The following is a 20,453-nucleotide window of genomic DNA, read 5'->3' as shown; positions in this document are numbered from 1 at the left end:
TACATGTCGGTGTATTTTTCTTTAGAGATCAGAGCATTGGCGGCGAAATCGTCGCTTGGCGGGTAGATGGGGTTCGTCATAGTGCCTCCTCCCGAGAGTGCATTTGGCCCGCGCCGGGGCGTCCGGCGCAGGCAGCCCCTTTCCGAGACGCGGGAGGTCAAGGCGGGGCAGGTTCAGATGGCCAGATATTCGGTTCTTAGCGCTTCGTTCTCAAGTACTTCTTTAGCACTACCATCATAAACCACTCGACCGGTATCAAGAATGACGGCGCGGTCGGCCAAATTGAGCGCGCGCACGGCGTTTTGTTCGACCAGAACGGTGGTGATGCCCTGCGCCTTGATGATTTTGAGCGTCTTTTCAATCTCATCCACGATGACAGGGGCGAGGCCTTCGTAAGGCTCATCGAGCAACAACACCTTGATGTCGCGGGCCAAAGCGCGGGCGATGGCGAGCATTTGTTGTTCGCCGCCCGACAGGGTGATGCCCTCTTGTTTGCGCCGTTCGCGCAGACGCGGGAACAACTCATACAGTCGATCCAGAGACCAGCCCACGGGTTCTACAATCTGCGCCAGTTGCAGGTTTTCCTCGACGGTCAGGCCGGGGATGATCCGGCGATCTTCGGGGACCAAAGAGATGCCGCGCACCGCCGCCTCATAGGAGGTTTTGTCGTGCAGGCGTTCGTGGTCGAGCCAGATTTCGCCATGGGTGACTTGCGGGCTGTCGAGACGTGCCAGCGCGCGCAGGGTCGATGTTTTGCCCGCGCCATTGCGGCCCAAGAGGGCCAGAATCTCGCCCTCGTGGATGTTAAAAGACACGCCTTGGACGATGTAGCTTTCACCGTAATAGGCGTGAATATCCCATGCGGAAAAGAACGCAGGTGCGGTTTCGGCATGATTGGCGTTTGGATTGAACTCTTGTGTCATGATGCCGCCCTTTAAACCTGTTGCGTCTCACCCAAATAGGCCTCTTTGACCTTTGGGTGACCTTTGATGTTGTCCGGCGTGTCTTCGACCAAGGGGGTGCCTTGGGCCAAAACCGTGATCCGGTCGGCGAGCGAAAACACCACATGCATATCGTGCTCAATGATGGCGATGGTGATGTCGCGTTCGGCTTTGATTTGTTTCAAAAGCTCGATGGTGTTGTTGGTGTCGGCGCGCGCCATGCCCGCTGTCGGTTCGTCCAACAGCAACAATTTCGGCTCCTGCACCAGACACATCGCAATCTCAAGTCGGCGTTTGTCGCCGCGCGACATGGAGGATGCCACCATCTCGCGTTTTTCCAACATACCGACATCTGAGAGCATCTTTTCGGCCTTGGCGATCAAATCCCTCTCTTGGGCGATGCTTTCAAACGCATGCATCCGAAAGGCCCCATCGCGTTTGGCAAAACACGGGATCATCATGTTTTCCATCACCGTGAGATCGCCAAAAATCTCAGGGGTTTGGAACACGCGGGAGATGCCCATTTGGTTGATTTCATGGGGTTTGCGCCCCAAGACCGATTGGCCATCGAACATCACAGATCCGGTGTCGGGCATGAGTTTCCCGACCAGGCAGTTCAGGAGCGTGGATTTGCCCGCGCCATTGGGGCCGATGATGGCGTGGACGGTGTTCTCGTGGATCGACAGATTGACATTACCCAGAGCTTGCAGACCGCCGAACCGTTTGCCCACGCCTTTGACTTCAAGAATTCCCATGTTCATTCTCCTGCAACGCGTTTTGTGGGGGCGGGGTGATGGTCCGGGTCGGGATCATCGTATTTGTCGCGTTTCTTTTTACCGTTCTTGACCCGATCCCGAATGCGTTTCAGGCCTTCGATCAAACCACCCGGCAGGAAGGTCACAACCAACATGAAGGTCACACCAAGGGTGAGGTGCCAGCCCTCGCCGGTGAAGCGGGCAAAGACCCAGACGACAAGATCTTCGATCCCATCTGGCAACCAATGGAACCAGCTGTGCAGTACGCTCTCGTTGATTTTGGAAAAGATGTTTTCAAGATACTTGATCACACCCGCGCCCAAAACCGGACCCATCAAGGTGCCAGCCCCGCCCAAGATGGTCATGATCACAACCTCGCCCGAGGCGGTCCAAAGCATCCGATCCGCGCCGGCCAAAGGGTCCATCGCCGCCAAAAGCCCGCCCGCAAGACCCGCATACATGCCGGAGATCACGAAGGCCGCCAGAGTGTAGGGTTTTGGGTCAAGCCCGGTGTAATTCATCCGGTGTTGGTTCGATTTCACCGCGCGCAGCATCATGCCAAAGGGCGAACGGAACAGGCGGATGGCGACGTAAAAGGCCAGGATCGCGATGACGGCACAAAAGTAAAAGCCAACGCTGAAGGTGAACACATGGTTCATGACGTCAAGCTTATAGCTGCTGTTCATCGGCAGGCCGAAGATATTGGTGACGGGCAGGGACGAGCCTTCGATTGCCTTGTCCAAAATCCGCGGATCATCCAGCGCCAATTGCAGGCCGGTTTCGCCATTGGTCAGAGGGGTCAGCACGGAATAGGCCATTTTGTAGCACATCTGCGCGAAGGCCAATGTCAGGATCGAGAAGTAAATCCCCGAGCGCCGCAGGGACACGTAGCCGATGGCGGCGGCAAAGAGGCCGGAGACCACCATGGCCAAAAGGATGCCGGGGATGACGTTCATCGTCAGCAGTTTGAACATCCAGACGGCGGAGTAGGAGCCGATGCCAAGAAAGGCGGCATGGCCAAAGGACAGGTATCCGGTGAGACCAAAGAGGATGTTGAACCCGACCGCAAAGATGCCGAAAATGGCGACCTTTTGCATCAGGTCGGGATAGCCGCCGTTGAATTGCGCCAGCCCCGAGCCCTCGGCAAACGGTTGCATGAGGATCGGTGTGAACAGGGTCAACCCGATGACGATCAACAGAAAGGTGGTGTCTTTTTTATTCAGTCCGAACATGGCATTAGTCCTCCATCACGCCTTTTTTGCCCATCAAGCCGCGTGGACGGGTCAACAGGATGATGATGGCGACGACATAGATAATGATCTGGTCGATGCCGGGGATGATTGATTTGATTTCGTTCATCGAAGAGAAGCTCTCCAAGATGCCCAAGAGAAAGCCTGCGGCGACCGCGCCGGGCAGCGAGCCCATGCCGCCGACCACCACGACCACGAAGGACAGCACCAAAAAGTCCATGCCCATGTGATAGTTCGGTGACAGGATTGGCGCGTACATCACGCCCGCCATGCCCGCGACGGCGGCGGCGAGGCCGAACATGATGGTGAATTTGCGGTCGATGTTGATGCCCAAAAGACCCACGGTTTCCCGGTCCGCCATGCCCGCGCGCACGACCATCCCGAAGGTGGTAAAGCGCAGGAAGGAAAACACAGCCCCGATGACCACAGCGGCAAAGCCAAAATAGATCAAACGCCAGTAGGGGTAGATGATCACATTCGGATCAAAGCCCAGAGCGGCGCCAAAATCGAACGAGCCTCTGAATGCGTCGGGGGCCGGGGTGGAGATCGGGTTGGCACCGTAGAAATATTTGATGATCTCTTGCAGCACGATGGCGAGGCCGAAGGTCACAAGAATCTGATCGGCGTGGGGGCGTTTGTAAAAATGCTTGATCAAGCCGCGTTCCATGGCCCATCCCACCGCGATCATGATCGGGATGGAGAACAGGATCGCCAAAGGCACCGCCCAGTCGATCATCCATGCGCCCGCGTCTGCGCCAAACCACGCCTCGACATAGGGGGTTTTGATTTTGGCCGGGTTGCCGAGGAAATCGAGTTTGCTCGGATCGACGGTTTCAAACGAAAGCGAGAAGATGCGCGACAAGGTCACCGCGCAAAATGCCCCAATCATGAAAATCGCGCCATGGGCAAAATTGACCACGCCCAGCGTGCCGAAAATCAATGTAAGCCCAAGCGCGATCAACGCATAGGCCGAGCCTTTATCGAGCCCGTTGAGCAATTGCAGAAGGATTGTCTCCATGGTCCCCACCTGTTGGGTTGAGCGTGTCGGTTGACCAAAGTCCACCTGTCCCGGCGCCAGGTTCGGGCCGGGGGGAGGGGAGGCCGGAGCCGCATGTGCGGTCCGGCCCATTTGGTTTTGGAAGTGGCGAGGGACCGCCGCTGTTGCGGTTCAGCCCCTCTTTTCAGGGCGCGATCAGCCCGCGTTACAGTCGCCCAATGCGCCGCCTGCGAACATCGGGTGATCGACCGGGTAGGTGACCTGAGCCGCCGGAGTGATTTCGACAACTTCGAGAAGGTCGAATTCGGAGGTTGGGTTCTCTTTCCCGCGCACCACCAAAACGTCTTTGAAACACTGGTGATCTTCGGCGCGATAGAGAGTCGGACCATTGCCCAAACCGTCAAATTCAAAGCCTTCAAGCGCTTCGACAACGGCGCAGGGGTTGAACGATCCGGCGCGGGCCACGGCATCGGCATAAAGCAGGGTCTGCACATAACAGGTGTGTGCGGCCTGCGACGGCGGGAAGCCGTATTTGGTGCCGAAGGATTTCACAAAGGCTTGCGAGCCTTCATCGCTCAGCGACCAGTGCCAGTTGGTGGAGCCAAGGATGCCCTTGATGTTTTCGCCCGCACCGCGCGCCATCAGACGCGAGAACAGTGGCACAACGATTTCGAATTGCTTGCCATTGACCATCTTGTCGCGCAGACCGAATTGCACCGCGTTGGTCAGCGAATTGACCATGTCCCCGCCGTAGTGGTTCAGGATCAGCACATCCGCGTCCGTTTGCAGAACCGGGGTGATGTAGGAGGAGAAATCGCCTGCGCCAAGCGGTGTGCGTACCTTGTTCACGGTTTCCCAGCCAAGCGCCTCAGTGGCGGCGGCAATGGATTCCTCCTGAGTCCAGCCCCAAGTGTAATCCGCCGTCAGGTGATAGGCCTTGCGATCCGCACCATAGCGGGCGGCCAACACCGGAGCGAGTGCCGCACCGGACATATAGGCGTTAAAGAAGTGACGGAACCCGTTGGCTTTTTTGTCTTTGCCCGTGGTGTCGTTGGAATGGGTCAGACCGGCCATGAAGATCACGCCCGCTTCCTGGCACAGGCCCTGAACAGCCACGGCCACGCCCGAAGACGAGCCGCCGGTGATCATCACCGCACCGTCTTTTTCGATCATGGATTTGGCGGAGGCGCGGGCCGCATCCGATTTGGTTTGGGTGTCGCCGGTGACAAAACCAACCTTCTTGCCAAGGATGCCGTTGCCTTCAAGAACCTTGGAGCTGAAGGTGTTCAGCATGCCGCCGTCGCCTTCGCCGTTCAGATGCTCGACCGCCAGTTGATAGGCGCGCAACTCATCCGCGCCCTCATCGGCATAGGCACCTGATTGAGGCACGTTAAAGCCGAGGGTGACCGTGCCGCCCATCGGTTCGTTGGTAAAGGCGCGAGCGCCCGAGGTAAAGATCGTCGGCAGCGCGAGACCAGCGCCAGCAATGGCCCCGGTTTTGATCACGCCGCGACGCGAAACGCGCCGTGTCAGATCGGTTTTGGACATGTATATTCCTCCCTAGAATTTGTCAGGCTCGCCCGGACTTCCTCCCCGAAGTCCAGGCGGCGCGCAGATCCCGTCTCCGAAATGTCGGATTTGTAAACGAGATGGGGTAATACTGGGTGTGTGAAGAAAATTCATCAACAAGTGCTTTATAGTTAAGGATTTTTTTGTTAATAAATACACAATGCGATGGTATGCAGTGTAAATCTATTTTCGCGCAGGTGCAGCGCAAGTCGCTTCGCGTCTGCAGAAAGAGCCTGAAATCATTCGCGTTTCGATGTTGCAACTGAGGAAAGACGATGCCCAGATCCGCCCTGACAGGCACACGAATCCGTGAACGGCGCTCTTTGGAGGGGCTCAAACAGGCTGATTTGGCCCGAGATGTGGGCATTTCGCCGTCTTATTTGAATTTGATCGAACACAATCGCCGCAGAATCGGCGGGAAATTACTGGTCGATCTGGCGCGCGCCTTGGGGGTTGAACCCTCCGCGCTGACCGAAGGCGCGCAGGTGCCTTTGATGGAAGGGCTGCAAGACGCGGCCAGCAACGCTGCGCCGGGGCCGCGTCGTGGCGGGGCCAAAGGCACAACAGACCCGGAAACCGCGCGGGCCGAAGAATTTGCCGGACGTTTTCCGGGCTGGGCCGCTTTGGTGGTGGCGCAGCGTGATCGGATCACCGCGCTTGAACGTAGAGTAGAAGCGCTCAACGATCGTTTGGCCCATGACCCGTTCCTTTCTGACAGTCTGCACGAAGTCCTTTCGACCGTGACCGCGATCCGTTCGACGGCGGGAATTTTGAACAACGCAGGCGACATTGACCGCGACTGGCAGGCCCGGTTTCACCGCAACCTTTATGAGGACAGTCAACGTCTGGCCGACGGCTCGCAGGCGTTGGTGAGTTATCTTGATACGGTGGGCAAATCCGAGGACACGCTGTCCGCGCCCTTGGATGAGGTCGAAGCGTGGTTGGCGCAGCGCGACTTTACCATCCCCGAGCTTGAGTGCGGGATGATGCCGGATTTGGTCGGAGATGAGGGGCTGCGTTCGCCCGCCGCACAAAGTTTGGCGCGCAAATGGGTGTTGCGGGCGCGGGCCGAGGCGGAAAAAATGCCGGTGTCCTTGGTCGAGGACGTGATCGCCGCCCATGGGCCCGACCCGGCGGCTTTGGCGCAGGAAGCTGGTGTGGATCTGGCGGCTGCGATGCGCCGTCTGGCCGCCTTGCCTCCGAAAGAAGGCCGTCCGCCGATGGGCCTTGTGATCTGTGATGGCTCCGGCGCGCTGACCTTTCGCAAGCCGCTCGACGGTTTTGCTCCGCCGCGCTTTGGTGCCGCCTGCGCGCTCTGGCCGCTGTATCAGGCCTTGCTCAGACCGATGGTGCCGATCCGGCGTGTGGTCGAACAACAGGGCCAACCGGCGCGGCGCTATCTGGCCTATGCGATCTGTCAGCCGCGCCCGCCCAAAAGTTTCGACGCCCCTGAGGTGGTGGAGGTGACGATGCTGTTTTTGCCGCTCGACCGGCTCGACGGTCTGGGCCATGTGCCGCGCGATGCCGAAGTGCTGGGCGTCGGCACAAGCTGCCGCGTCTGCGCCCGAAAGAATTGCGTCGCCCGCCGCGAACCGTCGATGGTCTTGGAGGATGTGGAAGAGGGGTAGGAGCGCGCCATAAGACGCATGGCGGGTGGGCGGTTACCGGCCATTTTTGCCGGAGGCATGACGTTGGAGAAATCCCCGTCAGGCGTGAGAAGTTTTGACATGAGTACTTTGAAACGCCATAAGATGAGACAGTTAACGCGTTCTGAATTCTATCTTTGGGAGGAGGCTGGATTCAAAATGCACCGGCCATGGAACGGGTGCGCGCGGATGTATGCGATTTTTCGGTATCTTCGGATGAGGGATTGGAAAAAACGCCTTTGGGAGAGAGGGTCTGTCAGATGGGCAAGCGTGTGTTGCTGATCGAAGACGAACCAAACATAATTGAAGCGATCCGGTTTATTCTGTCGCGGGACGGCTGGACCGTGGAAACGCATTCGGACGGGGCGACGGCGGTGGCAGCGGTGGCGGCCAAACGGCCGGATATTGTGATTTTGGACGTGATGTTGCCGAACAAATCCGGTTTTGACATCCTGCGCGATCTGCGCGGCATGGCAGAGCATGCGGCACGGCCGATTTTGATGCTGACCGCGCGAGGTCAGAAAAAAGACCGCGATATGGCCGAAGCGGCGGGCGTGTCGCATTTCATGACCAAACCCTTCTCCAATTCCGAAATGTTAGAGGCCGTGCGCAGCTTGGCCGGGCCGGATCGGGCGCAGGCGCACAGCGATGGCTGAGGGGCGTTCCCCGGTCTATCTGGCGCGCGCGTCTTATCGGCGCAGGCGCTTGATTGATGCGCAACGGCTCCTGCCCTTTTTGCTGCTTTGCCTCTGGCTTTTGCCACTTTTGTGGGGTGGGGAGGGTACGGATCAACCCCTGGGCGCGGGATCACGGTCTTTCGTGCATGTGTTTGTGGTCTGGGCGCTTGGGATTTTGGCGGCCGGGTGGTTGGCGTTTTTACTGGCCCATGGCGCGGCGCGCACCGAAGAGCTTTTGACCTCGCAAAGCCGATCTGAGGGCGCGTTGGGCGATCTGCCAGCCTCCGAAGGTTGGAGCGAGGATCACGCTGCCGAAAATCGGGCCGAAAACCAGACCGAAGACCGGACCGGGGACCGCCGCTGAATGTTCCATTTCAACATCCTTGTTCTGGCCTGTCTGAGCTATGCCACATTCCTGTTCGTGGTGGCGTTTTGGGCGGAAAAGCGGGCAGAGGCCGGACGGCTGGGCTGGCTGCGCTCGCCTTGGGTCTACACGCTCTCACTCTCTATATACTGTACCGCATGGACGTTTTACGGCGCGGTCGGCTATGCCGCGCGCTCGGGCCTTGAGTATCTGACGATCTATCTTGGACCGTCCTTGGTGATGATCGGCTGGTGGTGGATTTTACGCAAACTGGTGCGCATTGGCCGGACCCAGCGGATCACCTCGGTTGCCGATTTGATCTCTTCGCGCTACGGCAAATCGACCACTTTGGGGGTTTTGGTGACGCTTTTGGCGGTGATTGGCACCACGCCCTATATTGCGCTGCAATTGCAATCCGTGGCGCTGTCTTTCGCAGTCTTTGGCCTCAATGATCCCTCCGGCATGGTGGTGCCCGATCTGGACAAAACCGCGCTTTGGGTCGCCGCTGGATTGGCGTTGTTCACCATTCTCTTTGGCACGCGCAATCTCGATGCCAATGAGCGCCACCACGGGGTTGTGACCGCGATTGCCTTGGAGGCGGTGGTCAAATTCGTCGCGCTTGTGGGGGTCGGCATGTTCGTCGTCTGGGGCCTGTCCGATGGGATGGGCGATATGATGACACGCCTTGATGCCTCACCTGTCGCCCAGCATTCCATTCACGGCACGCGCTGGATCACACTGACGCTGTTGTCGGGCGCGGCGCTGATCACCCTGCCGCGGATGTTTCAGGTCATCGTGGTTGAGAACGTCGACGAAAATCATTTGTTTACGGCAGGTTGGGCCTTTCCGCTCTACCTGTTTGGCATGTCATTGTTTGTCATCCCCATCGCCGTTGTCGGGCTGGATGTGTTGCCCAGTGGGTCAAACCCGGACATGTTCGTCCTGACTTTGCCGCTACATTATGATCAACGCGTCCTCGCGACCCTGTCGTTTTTGGGCGGGTTTTCTTCGGCCACGTCGATGGTCATCGTCGCCTCGATTGCGCTCTCCACCATGGTGTCCAACCACATCGTCATGCCGATCTGGCTGAGTTCGCGTACGGGCGGCGCCACCATGTCGGGCGATGTGCGCAGTGTCGTGCTGTCTGCCCGCCGCCTGTCGATTTTTGGCGTCTTGGCTCTGGGCTATCTCTATTTCCATTTTTCCGGCGGCTCAGAGGCCTTGGCCTCCATCGGCATGATTTCGTTTTCCGGCGTCGCACAGGTGCTACCGGCGCTGTTGGGCGGGATATTCTGGCGCGGAGCCACGCGGGTCGGGGCCATCGCCGGGGTTGTGCTGGGCTTTTGCATCTGGGCCTATTCGATGTTCTTGCCCTCCTTTGGCGCGGCGGCGGGATATACGCAGACATTTCTCGACAATGGTCCCTTTGGCATCGCCCTGTTGCGGCCCCAGGCGTTGTTTGGCGTCGAAGGCGTCGATCCGGTGGTGCATGCCGTGGTCTGGTCCATCGCGCTCAACACATTGGTGTTTATCTTGGGTTCTTTGATGTCCTTTCCGCGCCCCGTTGAACGGCTTCAGGGGGCGCAATTTGTCAGCGTGTTCGAACACACCGGATCGACGCGCGGCTGGTCGCATGGTTTTGCCGAGGCCGAAGACCTTTTGGTCATGGCGCAGAGGATTTTGGGGCCAGCGGAGGCGCAAAACCTGTTTCAAGCCGAAGCGGAGGCGCAGGGCAAACAGGGCTATCTACCGGATGCCACATCGGAATTTATCGAACGTCTGGAACGTGAATTGGCGGGGTCGGTGGGGGCGGCGACGGCCCATGCGATGTTGGGACAAATCGCCGGTGGCGTGTTGGTTTCGGTCGAGGATTTGATGGCCGTGGCCGATGAAACCGCACAGATGTTGGAATATTCGACCCAGCTTGAGCATAAATCCGAAGAGCTTGCCCGCACCGCGCGGCAATTGCGCGAGGCCAATGCCAAACTGACCGCCTTGTCGATCCAAAAGGATGCGTTTCTGTCACAAATCTCGCATGAATTGCGCACGCCGATGACCTCGATCCGGGCCTTTTCCGAAATCCTGCGCGAGGCCGGGCAGACGGGTGAGATGGATGGCGAAAGCCTGACACGGTTCTCCGGCATCATCCATGACGAGGCCCAGCGGCTGACCCGGCTTTTGGACGATCTTTTGGACCTCTCGGTGTTGGAAAACGGCTCGGTGACGCTCAACTGGACCCGCACCAATTTGCATGACGTGATCGAACGCGCGGTTCAGGCCAGTTCCGGCGGGGCGGCGGGCGCGATCACCATTCGGCGGCAGGTCCTGTCCGAACATATCGCGATTGAAACCGACCCGGACCGGTTGGCGCAGGTGTTTATCAACCTGATCACCAATGCCCGCAAGTACTGTGATGCGCCTCAGCCGGAGTTGAAAATCTACGCCCGCAGGATCGGAGATGACGCGATTCAGATTGATTTCATCGACAATGGTTCGGGCATTGCCAAGGACAAACAGGCGGTGATTTTTGAGAAATTTTCGCGCCTGACCGATCACGCAAAAGCGGGTGGAGCGGGGCTTGGATTGGCGATTTGCCGTGAAATCATGGTCAATCTGGGCGGCACGATTTCCTATCTGCCGGGGCAGGGCGGGGCGGCATTTCGGCTTGACCTGGCGCGCGTGCGGGCACGGTCAGGGCGACCCTCGGGGTGAAATCTGCCCTCCGCGGGGTGAAAACGCGATTTGGGGCGAAAAGATTAACGGAATAAACCCTTTGTTTACCGTGCCCATGCACAACTGATGCGGATTGAAACCGGGACATTTGATGCACCACCATGTCTGACGCAGACATCATTTCCGCGATGCGCCGCAAAGCGGGCGTTGGCCGCCCGCCGCCGGACGTTCAACCGATGTCGCCCGCAAAGGCGCTGCGCCTTGCTGCGGCGAAGGCTGCGGAGGATTCGATCGGTCTGGTGATGCAGGTGACACATGTGGCCGAGGAGCGCAGTTCGATTTTGCGCCTGCCGGAGCAATTGCCCGACGATGCGCTTTTGTCGCTCCTGGAGGGGCCGGACAACGCCTATGGTTTGGCGGTGTTTGATCGCAATGTGGTTTCCGCCGTGGTCGAACAGCAAACCACAGGCAAGGTGTTGAAACTGCCGCCCGAAGAGCGCGCCCCCACCGCAACGGATGCGGTGATGTGTACGGAAATCACCGATCATATTCTGTCTCTGTTCGAAACCAACGTGGCCGAGGTCGCTGACCCGCCCCATGTCGAGGGTTTTCGTGTCGCCGCGCAATTGCGCGAGGCGCGGTCCATTTCGATTGCTTTCGAGGATGTGCCGTACCGGGTGTACCGCATCTCCGTATCGCTTGGGCGCGGTGTGCGCGAGGGCGAAATCCTGTTGGTTTTTCCCTATGCCCGCGCCACGCCCAAACCCGTCCCCGGCGCGCCCAACAATTTTGGCCGTGATTTTCAGGCGGTTGTCATGACATCGGAAGCCCGGCTTGACACGGTTTTGCACCGCATTCGCCTGCCCTTGGCCGATGTGATGTCGCTTGAGGTGGGGATGGTCTTGTCGATCCCGCGCTCTGCGGTGTCCAAGGTGGAATTGCGTGCCGATGATCGCCTCGTCAGCCGGGCGCAATTGGGCCAGATCAATGGCAAACGCGCCGTGCGCCTGATCTTTATGACCGGGGATGACGATCCTTTGGATGCCTCTTATGGACCGGACGAGGGCGGGTTTGGCGATATGGGGGCGCCCTCGGGGAGCTCTGCTGTTCCGGCACTCTCAAATGGGATGGGTGATGTGCCCCCGATGGGGGATTATCCCGCCATGGGAGATATGGGCGATCTGCCTCCCCTTGGGGCGTTTCCGGCCTTGGGGGATATGGGAGGAGATATGGGTGATCTGCCTGATTTGGGGCATTTCCCGGCGATGGGAGATCTCCCATCGCTTGAATAGGGCATAGCCAAAGCGTCACGCTTTAATATTCTGTTGATGTACATCAATGCAGGGGATGCGGTTTGAGCGGATGCTGTTTTTCCAAGGAGGAATGTTCATGCTAGACCTTGTTCAAAGACAAACACAATTGCAGCAACGCAAAGCGGAATTGACGCTGAGACTGCGCAACATCGAAACCGAACTGGACGCGCATCAGTCAAAAGACTGGGCCGAACTGGCCACCGAACGCGAGAGCGATGAGGTGCTTGAGGGCATGGGGGTGGCGGGAAAACTCGAACTGGCGATGATAGAAGCGGCACTTCAGCGCATTTCTGCCGGGGAATACGGATTTTGCGCCGCCTGCGGCGAAGAAATCAGCGCAAAACGTTTGGATGTGCTACCCTATACACCAGTGTGTAAAGACTGCGCCGCACGCAACGCCGAACACAAATGATCCGCCGCATCGCGCGTGCCTGAGGAGGGCGCGAGGTGTGAATTTTAGCAAACACGCCTACAAGCACGCCTATATGAGGAGGACAGCCTATGCCCAATTCACCAAAATATGACACCGAAATTGATCGTATCGTGGACGATCTGGTCAAAGACGAAGACACCGCAGCCGTGTTGAAAGACAAGTTGCATAAATCCTTTTCCGAGCCTGCCGCGACAGTCTACGCGCGCACGGAGGTGAGTGCTGAGGACGATGACGATATATGGGACAATTTGCCGGTCTAAGAGATCGGGGTTCGCCCTGTCGAGAAAGGACACGCCGATGGCATTCGAAGCCCTCAAAGCCCAAGCCTATATGATTTTGAACGAAATTTCGGCCCAGCCTGAGGATCGTCATGTGCTGCAGGAGCGGTTGCGTGAAACGCTTTCGGAACTGTCGGCGCTTGGCCTGCCTTTGCCCGACGATTTGGTGCGGTTGGAGGCCGAGCTTGAGGACAGCTCTGCCGACGATTTTTATCCCACGCGTGACGAAACCGCAGACATCTAAAGCCTGTGCGCAGGCCGGCGCGCGCAGGAACAGCCTCCACCGTGACCCGCGTCATGCCCCGCAAGAGCCCGAAACAAAAGGGTTCTTGCTTTCTCACCCCGCTCTCCGCCATTATGATCCCAAACTGTGGATAAGCTGTGGATAAATGATCCGCAGGGGTTAAACAGGGGCTTTTGTCGCCGTTTCTTTCGCAGGACTTGGCGGCTTTGGGCGTTCGATGTGAGGCGTAAGGGGGCGTGTGATGCGAGTGGGGCAAAATGTGACAGCGGCACAGGGCGAAACCCCTGAGCAAGATTTGGTACAGTCCAGTCGCGAAGGCGCGCTGGCCGTGCTGCGCCTGTCGCGCCCGCCCGTCAACACCCTCACCGATGCATTGCGCCTGGCGCTGTTCAAAGCCATCGAGGACGCGGACAATGACTCCGGTGTGCGCGCCATTGTTGTCGCGGGCGAAGGCGCGTCTTTTTGTACCGGCTATGCCCCTGACGCTCTGTCGCTCACCGAGCTGCGCCGACGTTAAACACCCTGTGTGACCGGATCGAGGCCTGTGGCAAACCGGTGGTGGCCGCCCTTCATGGCGCGACGCTTGAGGCCGGATTGGCCTTGGCTTTGGCGGCGCATTACCGGGTAATGGGACGGGCGGCGCGATTGGGCGCGCCCGAGGTGTCCTTTGGCCTTGTCCCTGGCGGCGGGGTGACCCAGCGTTTGCCCCGATTGATCGGCGCGGATGCAGCGCTTGCGCTGCTGCTGCCGGGCCGCCCGATAGATGGTGCCCAAGCGCAAAAACTCGGCCTCATCGATCAATTGGTGCAAAAAAAGGTTGGTGATGAAGCTTTGGCCTTTGCCCGCCACTTGATTGAGAGCAAAAAGGGGCCACGTCCCAGCCGCGATACCACCCGTGGTCTGGCCGATGGCGCGCGCTACATGTCGGAGGTCGCGGCGCGACGGATGGAAATTCGCGGGGCACGCATTGAGGCGCCAAAACATATCATCGACTGCGTCGAGGCGGCATTGATGATGCCCTTTGACGCGGGTGTCTGGCGCGAACAGACGGCGCGCGAGGACTGTTTTGCCTCGGCGCAATCCAAGGCCCTCCGACACGCTTATGCGGCCGAAAGACAGGCGGCGCGACTGACCGGGGTGGACGGCGTTGAGCCTGCCGAGGTCATCACCCTTGGGATTGTCGGCACCGGCACATTGGCGCTTGGGATTGCCGTTGCGGCGCTGGATCATGGGTTTCATGTTCGTCTTTTGGGCAATGGTGCCGATCAATTGGTTGTTGTTCAAAACCGGATTGAAGCCGCCTACACCCGCGCCGCGCAACAGGGCCAGATCAGCCCCGATCTGCGCGATGCCAGAGTGGCCGCCTTCACCACCAGCGCCCGCGTCGATAGCCTTGCCGCCGCCGATCTGGTGATCGAAGCGACCCAAGGCAATGCGGCGGCGCGCGGGAGTCTTTTGGCACGGGTCGAAGAATTTTTACCCGAAGAGGTGGTTTTGGCCACGGTCGCGGATCGCGGGTTTGACGAGATGGCCCGTGATTTGGCCCATCCCGAACGGTTTTTGGGTCTGCATTTCTTTGCCCCGGCCCAGATGATCCGCGTGGTCGAATTGGCCCATTCCGATGATGTGTCTCCCAAGGCTTTGGTGACGGCCCATGCGTTTTTGTGCCGCCTCGGCAAAATCCCGGTGACGGTGTCGGCCACGGATGGTTTGATTGCCAATGTGGTGCAAGAGGCCGGATGGGCCGCCGTCGATGTGCTGTTGCTGATGGGCGCGCGTCCGGCACAGATTGATCAGGCAATGCGGGAGTACGGTTTTCCCGCCGGGCCCTGCGAGGCCATGGACGCGCTTGGACTGGGCTACATGACCGGGGCTGTAGCACAATATTTGGCCGGAAAAGGGCGCGCAGGCAAAGCCAAGGGAGCCGGGTTTTACGATTATGTTGACGGGGCAGGGCCGGATGACAGCGCGGCAGAGGCGCTTTTGGCCGAACTGAGAGCGGACGGCGGCATCGCGGCCTTGGCCTTGAGCGACACGGATATTGTCGAGCGGCTCATTTTGGCCGAAGCCAATGCCGGTGCGCGGCTGTTGGAGCGCGGCGTGGTGTCCCGCCCGCTGGACATTGACGTGGTGATGATGATCGCGAAAGGCTATCCGCGCTGGCGCGGCGGGCCGATGGAATCGGCAGATGCGATGGGCATCGTGGCGGCGGAAAAACGGCTTTTGGCCTTTGCCAAGGCGGCGCCTGACATTTGGGAGCCTGCGACACTCTGGCGCGCATTGTTTAAAAATGGCGCTTGTTTCGAAAAATTAAACCGAATCTGAGACTTGAACGTCTATTTTCTAGGGAATTTTATGGTTTTTTGGGCCGCTGTGATCGTGTTTGCGCCGATCTGCGCGAGGTCAATATCGGGCCGAAAATCGCACTTGATGCAGATCAAAGTTTTCGCGATCCCGCTGTCCTATCACATTTTTGAGCGCAGAGGTTCACGTCCGCAGTCAGACAGTTGGGCCTCTGCATTCCTCCCGCGGACTCTCCTTCCGATCGTCCGCGCTGTATCCTGCCTTTTGTGCGTGGGCAGAATACTTTACTGGCGTCGCAGGGATGCGTTTCTCCTGCGACGCCTCTTTTTCTTTCAAATCGCCCGGATCAGCGCGCCGTTAGGCATTTGGCAACACCCGTCTGGACACTGGCCCTGACGGCGTTAGAGTCGTCTCTGTGATCCCCGTTTTTACCGCCGCGTTTTTTACCACCGCGCTGAGGAGCCAGGTTTGAGCATGCCCTTTGATCCCGCCGTCGCCGCAGATCCCGCCTTTGACGCGGTCGGTGAGTGGGCGCTTTCGTGGCACCGGGGCGGGGTTGGCGCAGTTTTGGTCACGGTGATTGACACCTGGGGCAGTGCGCCGCGTCCGGTTGGCAGTCAACTTGTCGTCTCGGGCAAAGGTGAGATCATCGGCTCGGTGTCGGGCGGTTGTGTCGAAGGGGCGGTGGTGACCGAGGCCTTGGAGTTGCTCGAAGCGCCCGCTTTTAAAATCCTTGAGTTTGGTGTCAGTGACGATACGGCCTTTGCCGTTGGATTGGCCTGCGGTGGGACGATCCGGGTGTTGCTTGAACCCGTAGGCGCGGTGTTCCCCGTGGAGATTTTGGCTGAGGTGATCACAGCACGCGCGGCACGCAGGCCCACTGGCGTTGTCACCGATCTGGTGCACGGCACACATGATCTTGTTGGCCCTTCGGCCTTCCCCGACCGCTTCGCGGCCGACCGATCGGGCATCGAGGCGGACGGGCAGCGGTTTGTGTCGGTCCACATGCCGCCGGCGCGTTTGCTCGTGATTGGCGCAGTGCATATCGCACAGGCGTTTTTGCCGATGGCACGGCTGGCGGGGTTTAACGTGACATTGATTGACCCGCGCGGCGCCTTTGCCAGCGACACCCGCTTTCCGGGCGAAATCATCGGGGACGATTGGCCGGACGCCGCGCTTTTGGCGCATGGGCTGGATGGGCGCACCGGGGTGATCACGCTCACCCATGATGCCAAACTCGATGATCCGGCGCTGATCACCGCTCTGCGCTCGGACGCGTTTTATATCGGCGCTTTGGGATCGACCCGGACCCATGCCAAACGCGTGGCGCGGTTGCAGGAAGCGGGGCTGAGTTCCGATCAGATCGCCCGTCTGCATGCCCCTGTCGGCCTTGATATCCGCGCCCAAAGCCCGGCCGAAATCGCCGTCTCGATCCTCGCGCAGGTGATCCAGGTGATGAGGCGGCCATGATGTATGGACGCCGCCCGGTGCGCGAGGCCAAGGGCACGATTTTGACCCACTCTGTGGCGTTTAAGGCAGGGGGACGATTGGAGGCGGGGTGCACGCTTGGCCCGTCAGAGATTGCGGCACTGGTCATGGCCGGAGTGGGCGAGGTCCGCGTGGCGGAGCTAGACCCGCATGACGTGGCGCAAGACGAGGCAGCGCGCCGGATCAGCGCGGCGATGGTGCCCGTGCCCAGCGATGCCAATCTGGACGTCGGGCGGGTCATGGCGGGGGCAGCGCATATTACGGCGACCTGCGCCGGGGTTGTCGGACTTGATACCGCCGGACTCACCCGGATGAACCGGGTCGATGAGGGGATGGCCATCGCCACCCGCCCGCAGTTTCACCGGGTTGCCAAAGGCGATGTCGTGGCCACGGTTCGGGTCATTCCCTACGGCGTCAAACGCTCTGCGCTCTCAAGGGTGATTGAGGACGCGCATGACACGATCCGGGTGCGCGCGGTCTTGGCCGAAACCGCGAGCCTCATTCAAACCGTGATTGGTGGCGATGGGGGGACAGCCAAAGGCGAGGCTTTTTTGCGGGCGCGATTGGATCGATTGGGCGTGCGCTTGGTCGAAACCTTGGTGGTGCCGCACCGAGAAGAGGCGCTGGCTGAGGCGTTGTTGAGCGCGCGTGGCGAGGTTGTGTTTGTCTTGACGGCCGTGGAGACGATGGATCGCGGCGATGTGGCCCCTGAGGCGGTGCGCCGGGCGGGCGGGGTGATCACCCGTTTTGGTCTGCCCCTGGACCCCGGCACGCGGTTTTTCGCGGGCGGGCTTGGGGCGGTGCCGATCTTGGGCTTGCCGGAATGCGCGCGCGGGTCTGCTCCGACCGGGGTGGATTGGCTGGTGGATCGGTTGCTGTGTGGCGTGAGCATCACCGATGATGACATCGCGCAGATGGGGGTTGGCGGACTGTTGTCGCCAGAGGTTTAAAGGGCAAAACTGGAGAGATAAAAGCGCAGAAAACGGCAGGTCGCGGTTGAATGCGCCTTAAAAACACCCACTGAGAGCGCAGGCGTGGCGCGGCGCACAAGGCCGTTATGCGTTTGCAGAAAATTGATACATATCACTTACAAGTGACCCTGCGCGGCGCAGTGTCACGGCCAAGCCGCGTCCACACCGTTTGATCCAGAAAGTAGGCACATGACCTTCCCGCTCTCAGATGTCGCCCTCACCACCCTTGCTCTGGCCGTGGCCGGGGCGTTGGGTTTGCTCTTTGGCAAACTTCAGGTCCGCAAGATCGGGTTGGGCATCGGTGGGGTGTTGTTTTCTGGCATTCTGGTCGGTCATTTCGCCGCGAAAGCCGGGATCACCTTTGACAGTGATGTCATGCATTTCGTGCGCGAATTGGGGCTGATCCTGTTTGTTTACACCATCGGCATTCAGGTCGGTCCAAGCTTTTTTGCCTCTTTCGCCAAATCCGGCCTGCGCTTTAACCTTGCCGCCATTGGCATCGTTTTAGGCGGGGTGGCGGTGACCTTGGCGATTTATGCGCTCACCGATCTGCCGCTTCCGGTCCTGATGGGGGTGATGTCGGGGGCTGTGACCAACACGCCGGGCCTGGGTGCGGCGCAACAGGCGCTTGGCGAATTGGGCCTGCCCGCCTCTGAGGTTGGCTTTGCCGGTATGGGCTATGCGATGGCATATCCTTTTGGAATTATTGGAATTTTGATTTCGATGTTTGCGGTGCGTTTCCTGTTTGGCATCACGATCGAACGCGAAGAAGAGGCCTATAAGCTGGAAACCAAAAGTGGTGAGGCGGCCTTGCCCGCGCTCAATCTTGAGGTGACCAATCAGAACCTTGACGGTGTCCGGCTGGGGGATGTGCCTGACCTGTTTGACCATGGGGTTGTCGCGTCGCGGATGAAATCAGGCGGTGAATTGATCGTGCCGACGCGCGACACCGTGCTGCATCTGGGCGACAGCTGCATATGGTCGGCCCTGCCGAGAAATTGGCGGCGATGAAGCTGATCATGGGGCGTGAGATCGACACGCCGTTGACCACCAAGGGCACCAAGCTGACCTGGGCGCGCATCGTCGTGACCAAGGACAAAATCCTCGGCAAATCCTTGCGCGAACTGGCCCTTGTCGAAGCGCGTGGCGTGACCGTGTCACGGATCAACCGCGCAGGCGTCGAACTTCCGGCGCAGGCCTCGTCCTCGCTGGCCTTTGGCGATATTGTCACCGTTGTCGGGTCCAAACCCGACATTGATGCGGTGGCTTTGGAGCTGGGCAATGAACATGCGCGGCTGCAAGAGGTGCAATTCCCGGCGCTGTTTTTCGGCATCGCTTTGGGGGTGATTTTGGGGTCCATCCCGCTTGCTGTACCGGGCCTGTCGGCACCGCTGAAACTCGGGCTTGCGGGCGGGCCATTGATGGCGGCGATTGTGTTGGGGCGGTTGGGCCATTGGGGACCGTTCACATGGTACATGCCGCCCGCCGCCAACCATGCGCTGCGCGAATTTGGCATCGTGTTGTTTCTGGCCGTGGTCGGCATCGTCGCGGGGGATCGGTTCTTTGACACGCTGTTGCATGGCGACGGCATCGTGTGGATGGGCTATGGCATCCTCATCACGCTCCTGCCGCTGCTGATCGTTGGCGTCATCGCGCGGGTCTTTGGCAGGTTCAATTACCTCAGCCTCTGTGGCGTCTTGGCCGGGTCGATGACCGATCCGCCCGCCTTGGCCTTTGCCGTGTCGATGAGCAAAACCGGGGCGGCGTCAGTGGCCTATGTGTCGGTCTACCCGTTGGTGATGTTCCTGCGCATTTTGGCACCGCAGATCCTGATCTTGATCTTGGCGGGGGCAGGCGCGGGGACGTTTTAACCCGCAGCCTTTGGTTTTTGCGCAATAAAATCAATGAGGGCGGAGTGGCCGACATGGCCATGGCCCTCATTCACATGCATCTCAAAGGCACGATTTTCAATGATGTCATAGCCGTCAAAAGCTGTCGCCAACATCGCCTCGGTGTACATATTCTCCACCTTGCCGGGGCCACCCGTGCCGTAGTCGACCTGTTTGGGCGTATAGCCGTGGATCATCACCCGGCCACCGGGGGCTAGGGCGTGATCGAATTGTTGAAACAACCCGGCGCGCGCTTCTGGTCCGATGAATTGAATGTAGATCGCCACAATCAGATCAAAAGGGCGGTCCCAATCCCAATCCTCGATCCCGGCTTGATGATAGTCCACCGCAACCCCGCGCGCTTTGGCCAGAGCGCGCGCTTTGGCCAAAGCGGGCGCGGAGGGATCAAATGCCGTGACATCCAAACCCTGTTCGGCCAACCAGACCGAATTGCGGCCCTCGCCATCCGCGACGCAGAGCACGCGGGCCTTTTGGGGCAACTCCGCCAGATGACGCGGCAAAAACGCGGCGGGTTCGGTGCCAAATACATAATCCGGTCGGTCGTAACGCTGATCCCAAAAGCTCATGATACTTCTCAATCTCCATAAAAAATCCCCCGATGTTTTCACAGCGGGGGCTTCATCATTCACGTCAGACGCAA

General features: G+C 59.4%; 20 protein-coding genes. 14 read left to right on the top strand and 6 right to left on the bottom strand.

Annotated elements, in window-relative coordinates:
* Window positions 1-173 precede the first annotated feature (173 nt).
* From C8029_RS00555 to C8029_RS00535, 5 genes are all read right to left on the bottom strand, one after another.
* Window positions 174-923 carry an ABC transporter ATP-binding protein gene (locus tag C8029_RS00555; protein ID WP_009573424.1) on the bottom strand — a complete coding sequence of 250 codons (750 nt, stop codon included), beginning with the start codon at window positions 921-923 and terminating at the stop codon, window positions 174-176.
* A gap of 11 nt (window positions 924-934) precedes the next feature.
* Window positions 935-1,696: an ABC transporter ATP-binding protein gene (locus tag C8029_RS00550; RefSeq protein WP_009573425.1), complete on the bottom strand. Its 762-nt coding sequence runs from the start codon at window positions 1,694-1,696 to the stop codon at window positions 935-937.
* Between the two features lie 2 nt (window positions 1,697-1,698).
* Entirely contained in the window at window positions 1,699-2,928 is a 1,230-nt protein-coding gene (locus C8029_RS00545) for a branched-chain amino acid ABC transporter permease (protein ID WP_009573426.1), read from the bottom strand.
* Window positions 2,929-2,932: 4 nt separating this feature from the next.
* Window positions 2,933-3,964 carry a branched-chain amino acid ABC transporter permease gene (locus tag C8029_RS00540; protein ID WP_009573427.1) on the bottom strand — a complete coding sequence of 344 codons (1,032 nt, stop codon included), beginning with the start codon at window positions 3,962-3,964 and terminating at the stop codon, window positions 2,933-2,935.
* A gap of 174 nt (window positions 3,965-4,138) precedes the next feature.
* Window positions 4,139-5,491 carry a substrate-binding protein gene (locus C8029_RS00535; RefSeq protein ID WP_009573429.1) on the bottom strand — a complete coding sequence of 451 codons (1,353 nt, stop codon included), beginning with the start codon at window positions 5,489-5,491 and terminating at the stop codon, window positions 4,139-4,141.
* Window positions 5,492-5,787: 296 nt separating this feature from the next.
* Between C8029_RS00535 and C8029_RS00530 the strand changes: the two genes are divergently transcribed.
* The 14 genes from C8029_RS00530 (at window position 5,788) to C8029_RS22190 (ending at window position 19,774) form a co-directional block, all read left to right on the top strand.
* Window positions 5,788-7,140: a helix-turn-helix domain-containing protein gene (locus C8029_RS00530; RefSeq protein ID WP_009573431.1), complete on the top strand. Its 1,353-nt coding sequence runs from the start codon at window positions 5,788-5,790 to the stop codon at window positions 7,138-7,140.
* 278 nt (window positions 7,141-7,418) lie between these two features.
* Window positions 7,419-7,814 carry a response regulator transcription factor gene (locus C8029_RS00525; protein ID WP_009573433.1) on the top strand — a complete coding sequence of 132 codons (396 nt, stop codon included), beginning with the start codon at window positions 7,419-7,421 and terminating at the stop codon, window positions 7,812-7,814.
* Complete coding sequence (locus C8029_RS21905) at window positions 7,807-8,199, top strand: hypothetical protein (protein ID WP_193217551.1); 393 nt, start codon at window positions 7,807-7,809, stop codon at window positions 8,197-8,199. Before C8029_RS00525 ends, C8029_RS21905 begins: the two co-directional genes overlap by 8 nt.
* On the top strand, window positions 8,200-10,911 hold the full coding sequence (locus C8029_RS00515) for an ATP-binding protein (RefSeq protein WP_152002013.1): 2,712 nt from the start codon (window positions 8,200-8,202) through the stop codon (window positions 10,909-10,911).
* 122 nt (window positions 10,912-11,033) lie between these two features.
* Window positions 11,034-12,164, top strand: a complete 1,131-nt coding sequence (locus tag C8029_RS00510; RefSeq protein ID WP_009573439.1) for a FliM/FliN family flagellar motor switch protein — start codon at window positions 11,034-11,036, stop codon at window positions 12,162-12,164.
* Between the two features lie 97 nt (window positions 12,165-12,261).
* Window positions 12,262-12,597: a TraR/DksA family transcriptional regulator gene (locus C8029_RS00505; RefSeq protein WP_040402871.1), complete on the top strand. Its 336-nt coding sequence runs from the start codon at window positions 12,262-12,264 to the stop codon at window positions 12,595-12,597.
* 89 nt (window positions 12,598-12,686) lie between these two features.
* A complete protein-coding gene (locus tag C8029_RS00500; RefSeq protein WP_009573442.1) occupies window positions 12,687-12,878 on the top strand; it encodes a hypothetical protein in 192 nt (63 codons plus the stop codon).
* Between the two features lie 37 nt (window positions 12,879-12,915).
* Entirely contained in the window at window positions 12,916-13,140 is a 225-nt protein-coding gene (locus C8029_RS00495; RefSeq protein WP_009573444.1) for a hypothetical protein, read from the top strand.
* A gap of 241 nt (window positions 13,141-13,381) precedes the next feature.
* The gene (locus C8029_RS22630; RefSeq protein ID WP_152002011.1) at window positions 13,382-13,657 is read left to right on the top strand and encodes an enoyl-CoA hydratase-related protein; all 276 of its coding nucleotides are present in this window, start codon (window positions 13,382-13,384) and stop codon (window positions 13,655-13,657) included.
* Window positions 13,658-13,662: 5 nt separating this feature from the next.
* Complete coding sequence (locus C8029_RS00485; protein WP_353617577.1) at window positions 13,663-15,465, top strand: 3-hydroxyacyl-CoA dehydrogenase NAD-binding domain-containing protein; 1,803 nt, start codon at window positions 13,663-13,665, stop codon at window positions 15,463-15,465.
* Between the two features lie 453 nt (window positions 15,466-15,918).
* Entirely contained in the window at window positions 15,919-16,914 is a 996-nt protein-coding gene (locus tag C8029_RS00480) for an XdhC family protein (RefSeq protein ID WP_009573448.1), read from the top strand.
* Window positions 16,911-17,882, top strand: coding sequence for a molybdopterin-binding domain-containing protein (locus C8029_RS00475; RefSeq protein WP_040402855.1), 972 nt, complete (start codon window positions 16,911-16,913; stop codon window positions 17,880-17,882). The genes C8029_RS00480 and C8029_RS00475 overlap by 4 nt, the downstream gene beginning before the upstream one ends.
* Window positions 17,883-18,092: 210 nt before the next feature.
* Window positions 18,093-18,914 (top strand): aspartate-alanine antiporter-like transporter, encoded by an 822-nt coding sequence (locus tag C8029_RS22195; protein WP_226946196.1) that lies wholly within the window; start codon window positions 18,093-18,095, stop codon window positions 18,912-18,914.
* Complete coding sequence (locus C8029_RS22190) at window positions 18,881-19,774, top strand: aspartate-alanine antiporter-like transporter (RefSeq protein ID WP_226946195.1); 894 nt, start codon at window positions 18,881-18,883, stop codon at window positions 19,772-19,774. The genes C8029_RS22195 and C8029_RS22190 overlap by 34 nt, the downstream gene beginning before the upstream one ends.
* Here C8029_RS22190 and C8029_RS00465 read toward each other — a convergent pair.
* Window positions 19,771-20,379 carry an SAM-dependent methyltransferase gene (locus tag C8029_RS00465; protein WP_152002009.1) on the bottom strand — a complete coding sequence of 203 codons (609 nt, stop codon included), beginning with the start codon at window positions 20,377-20,379 and terminating at the stop codon, window positions 19,771-19,773. The two genes, C8029_RS22190 and C8029_RS00465, sit on opposite strands and share 4 nt — an antisense overlap.
* Window positions 20,380-20,453: the final 74 nt, after the last annotated feature.

Source organism: Roseobacter sp. TSBP12, from assembly GCF_009129705.1.
Taxonomy (GTDB): Bacteria; Pseudomonadota; Alphaproteobacteria; order Rhodobacterales; family Rhodobacteraceae; genus Celeribacter; species Celeribacter baekdonensis_A.
This window is presented reverse-complemented; position numbering and strand designations above follow the sequence as displayed.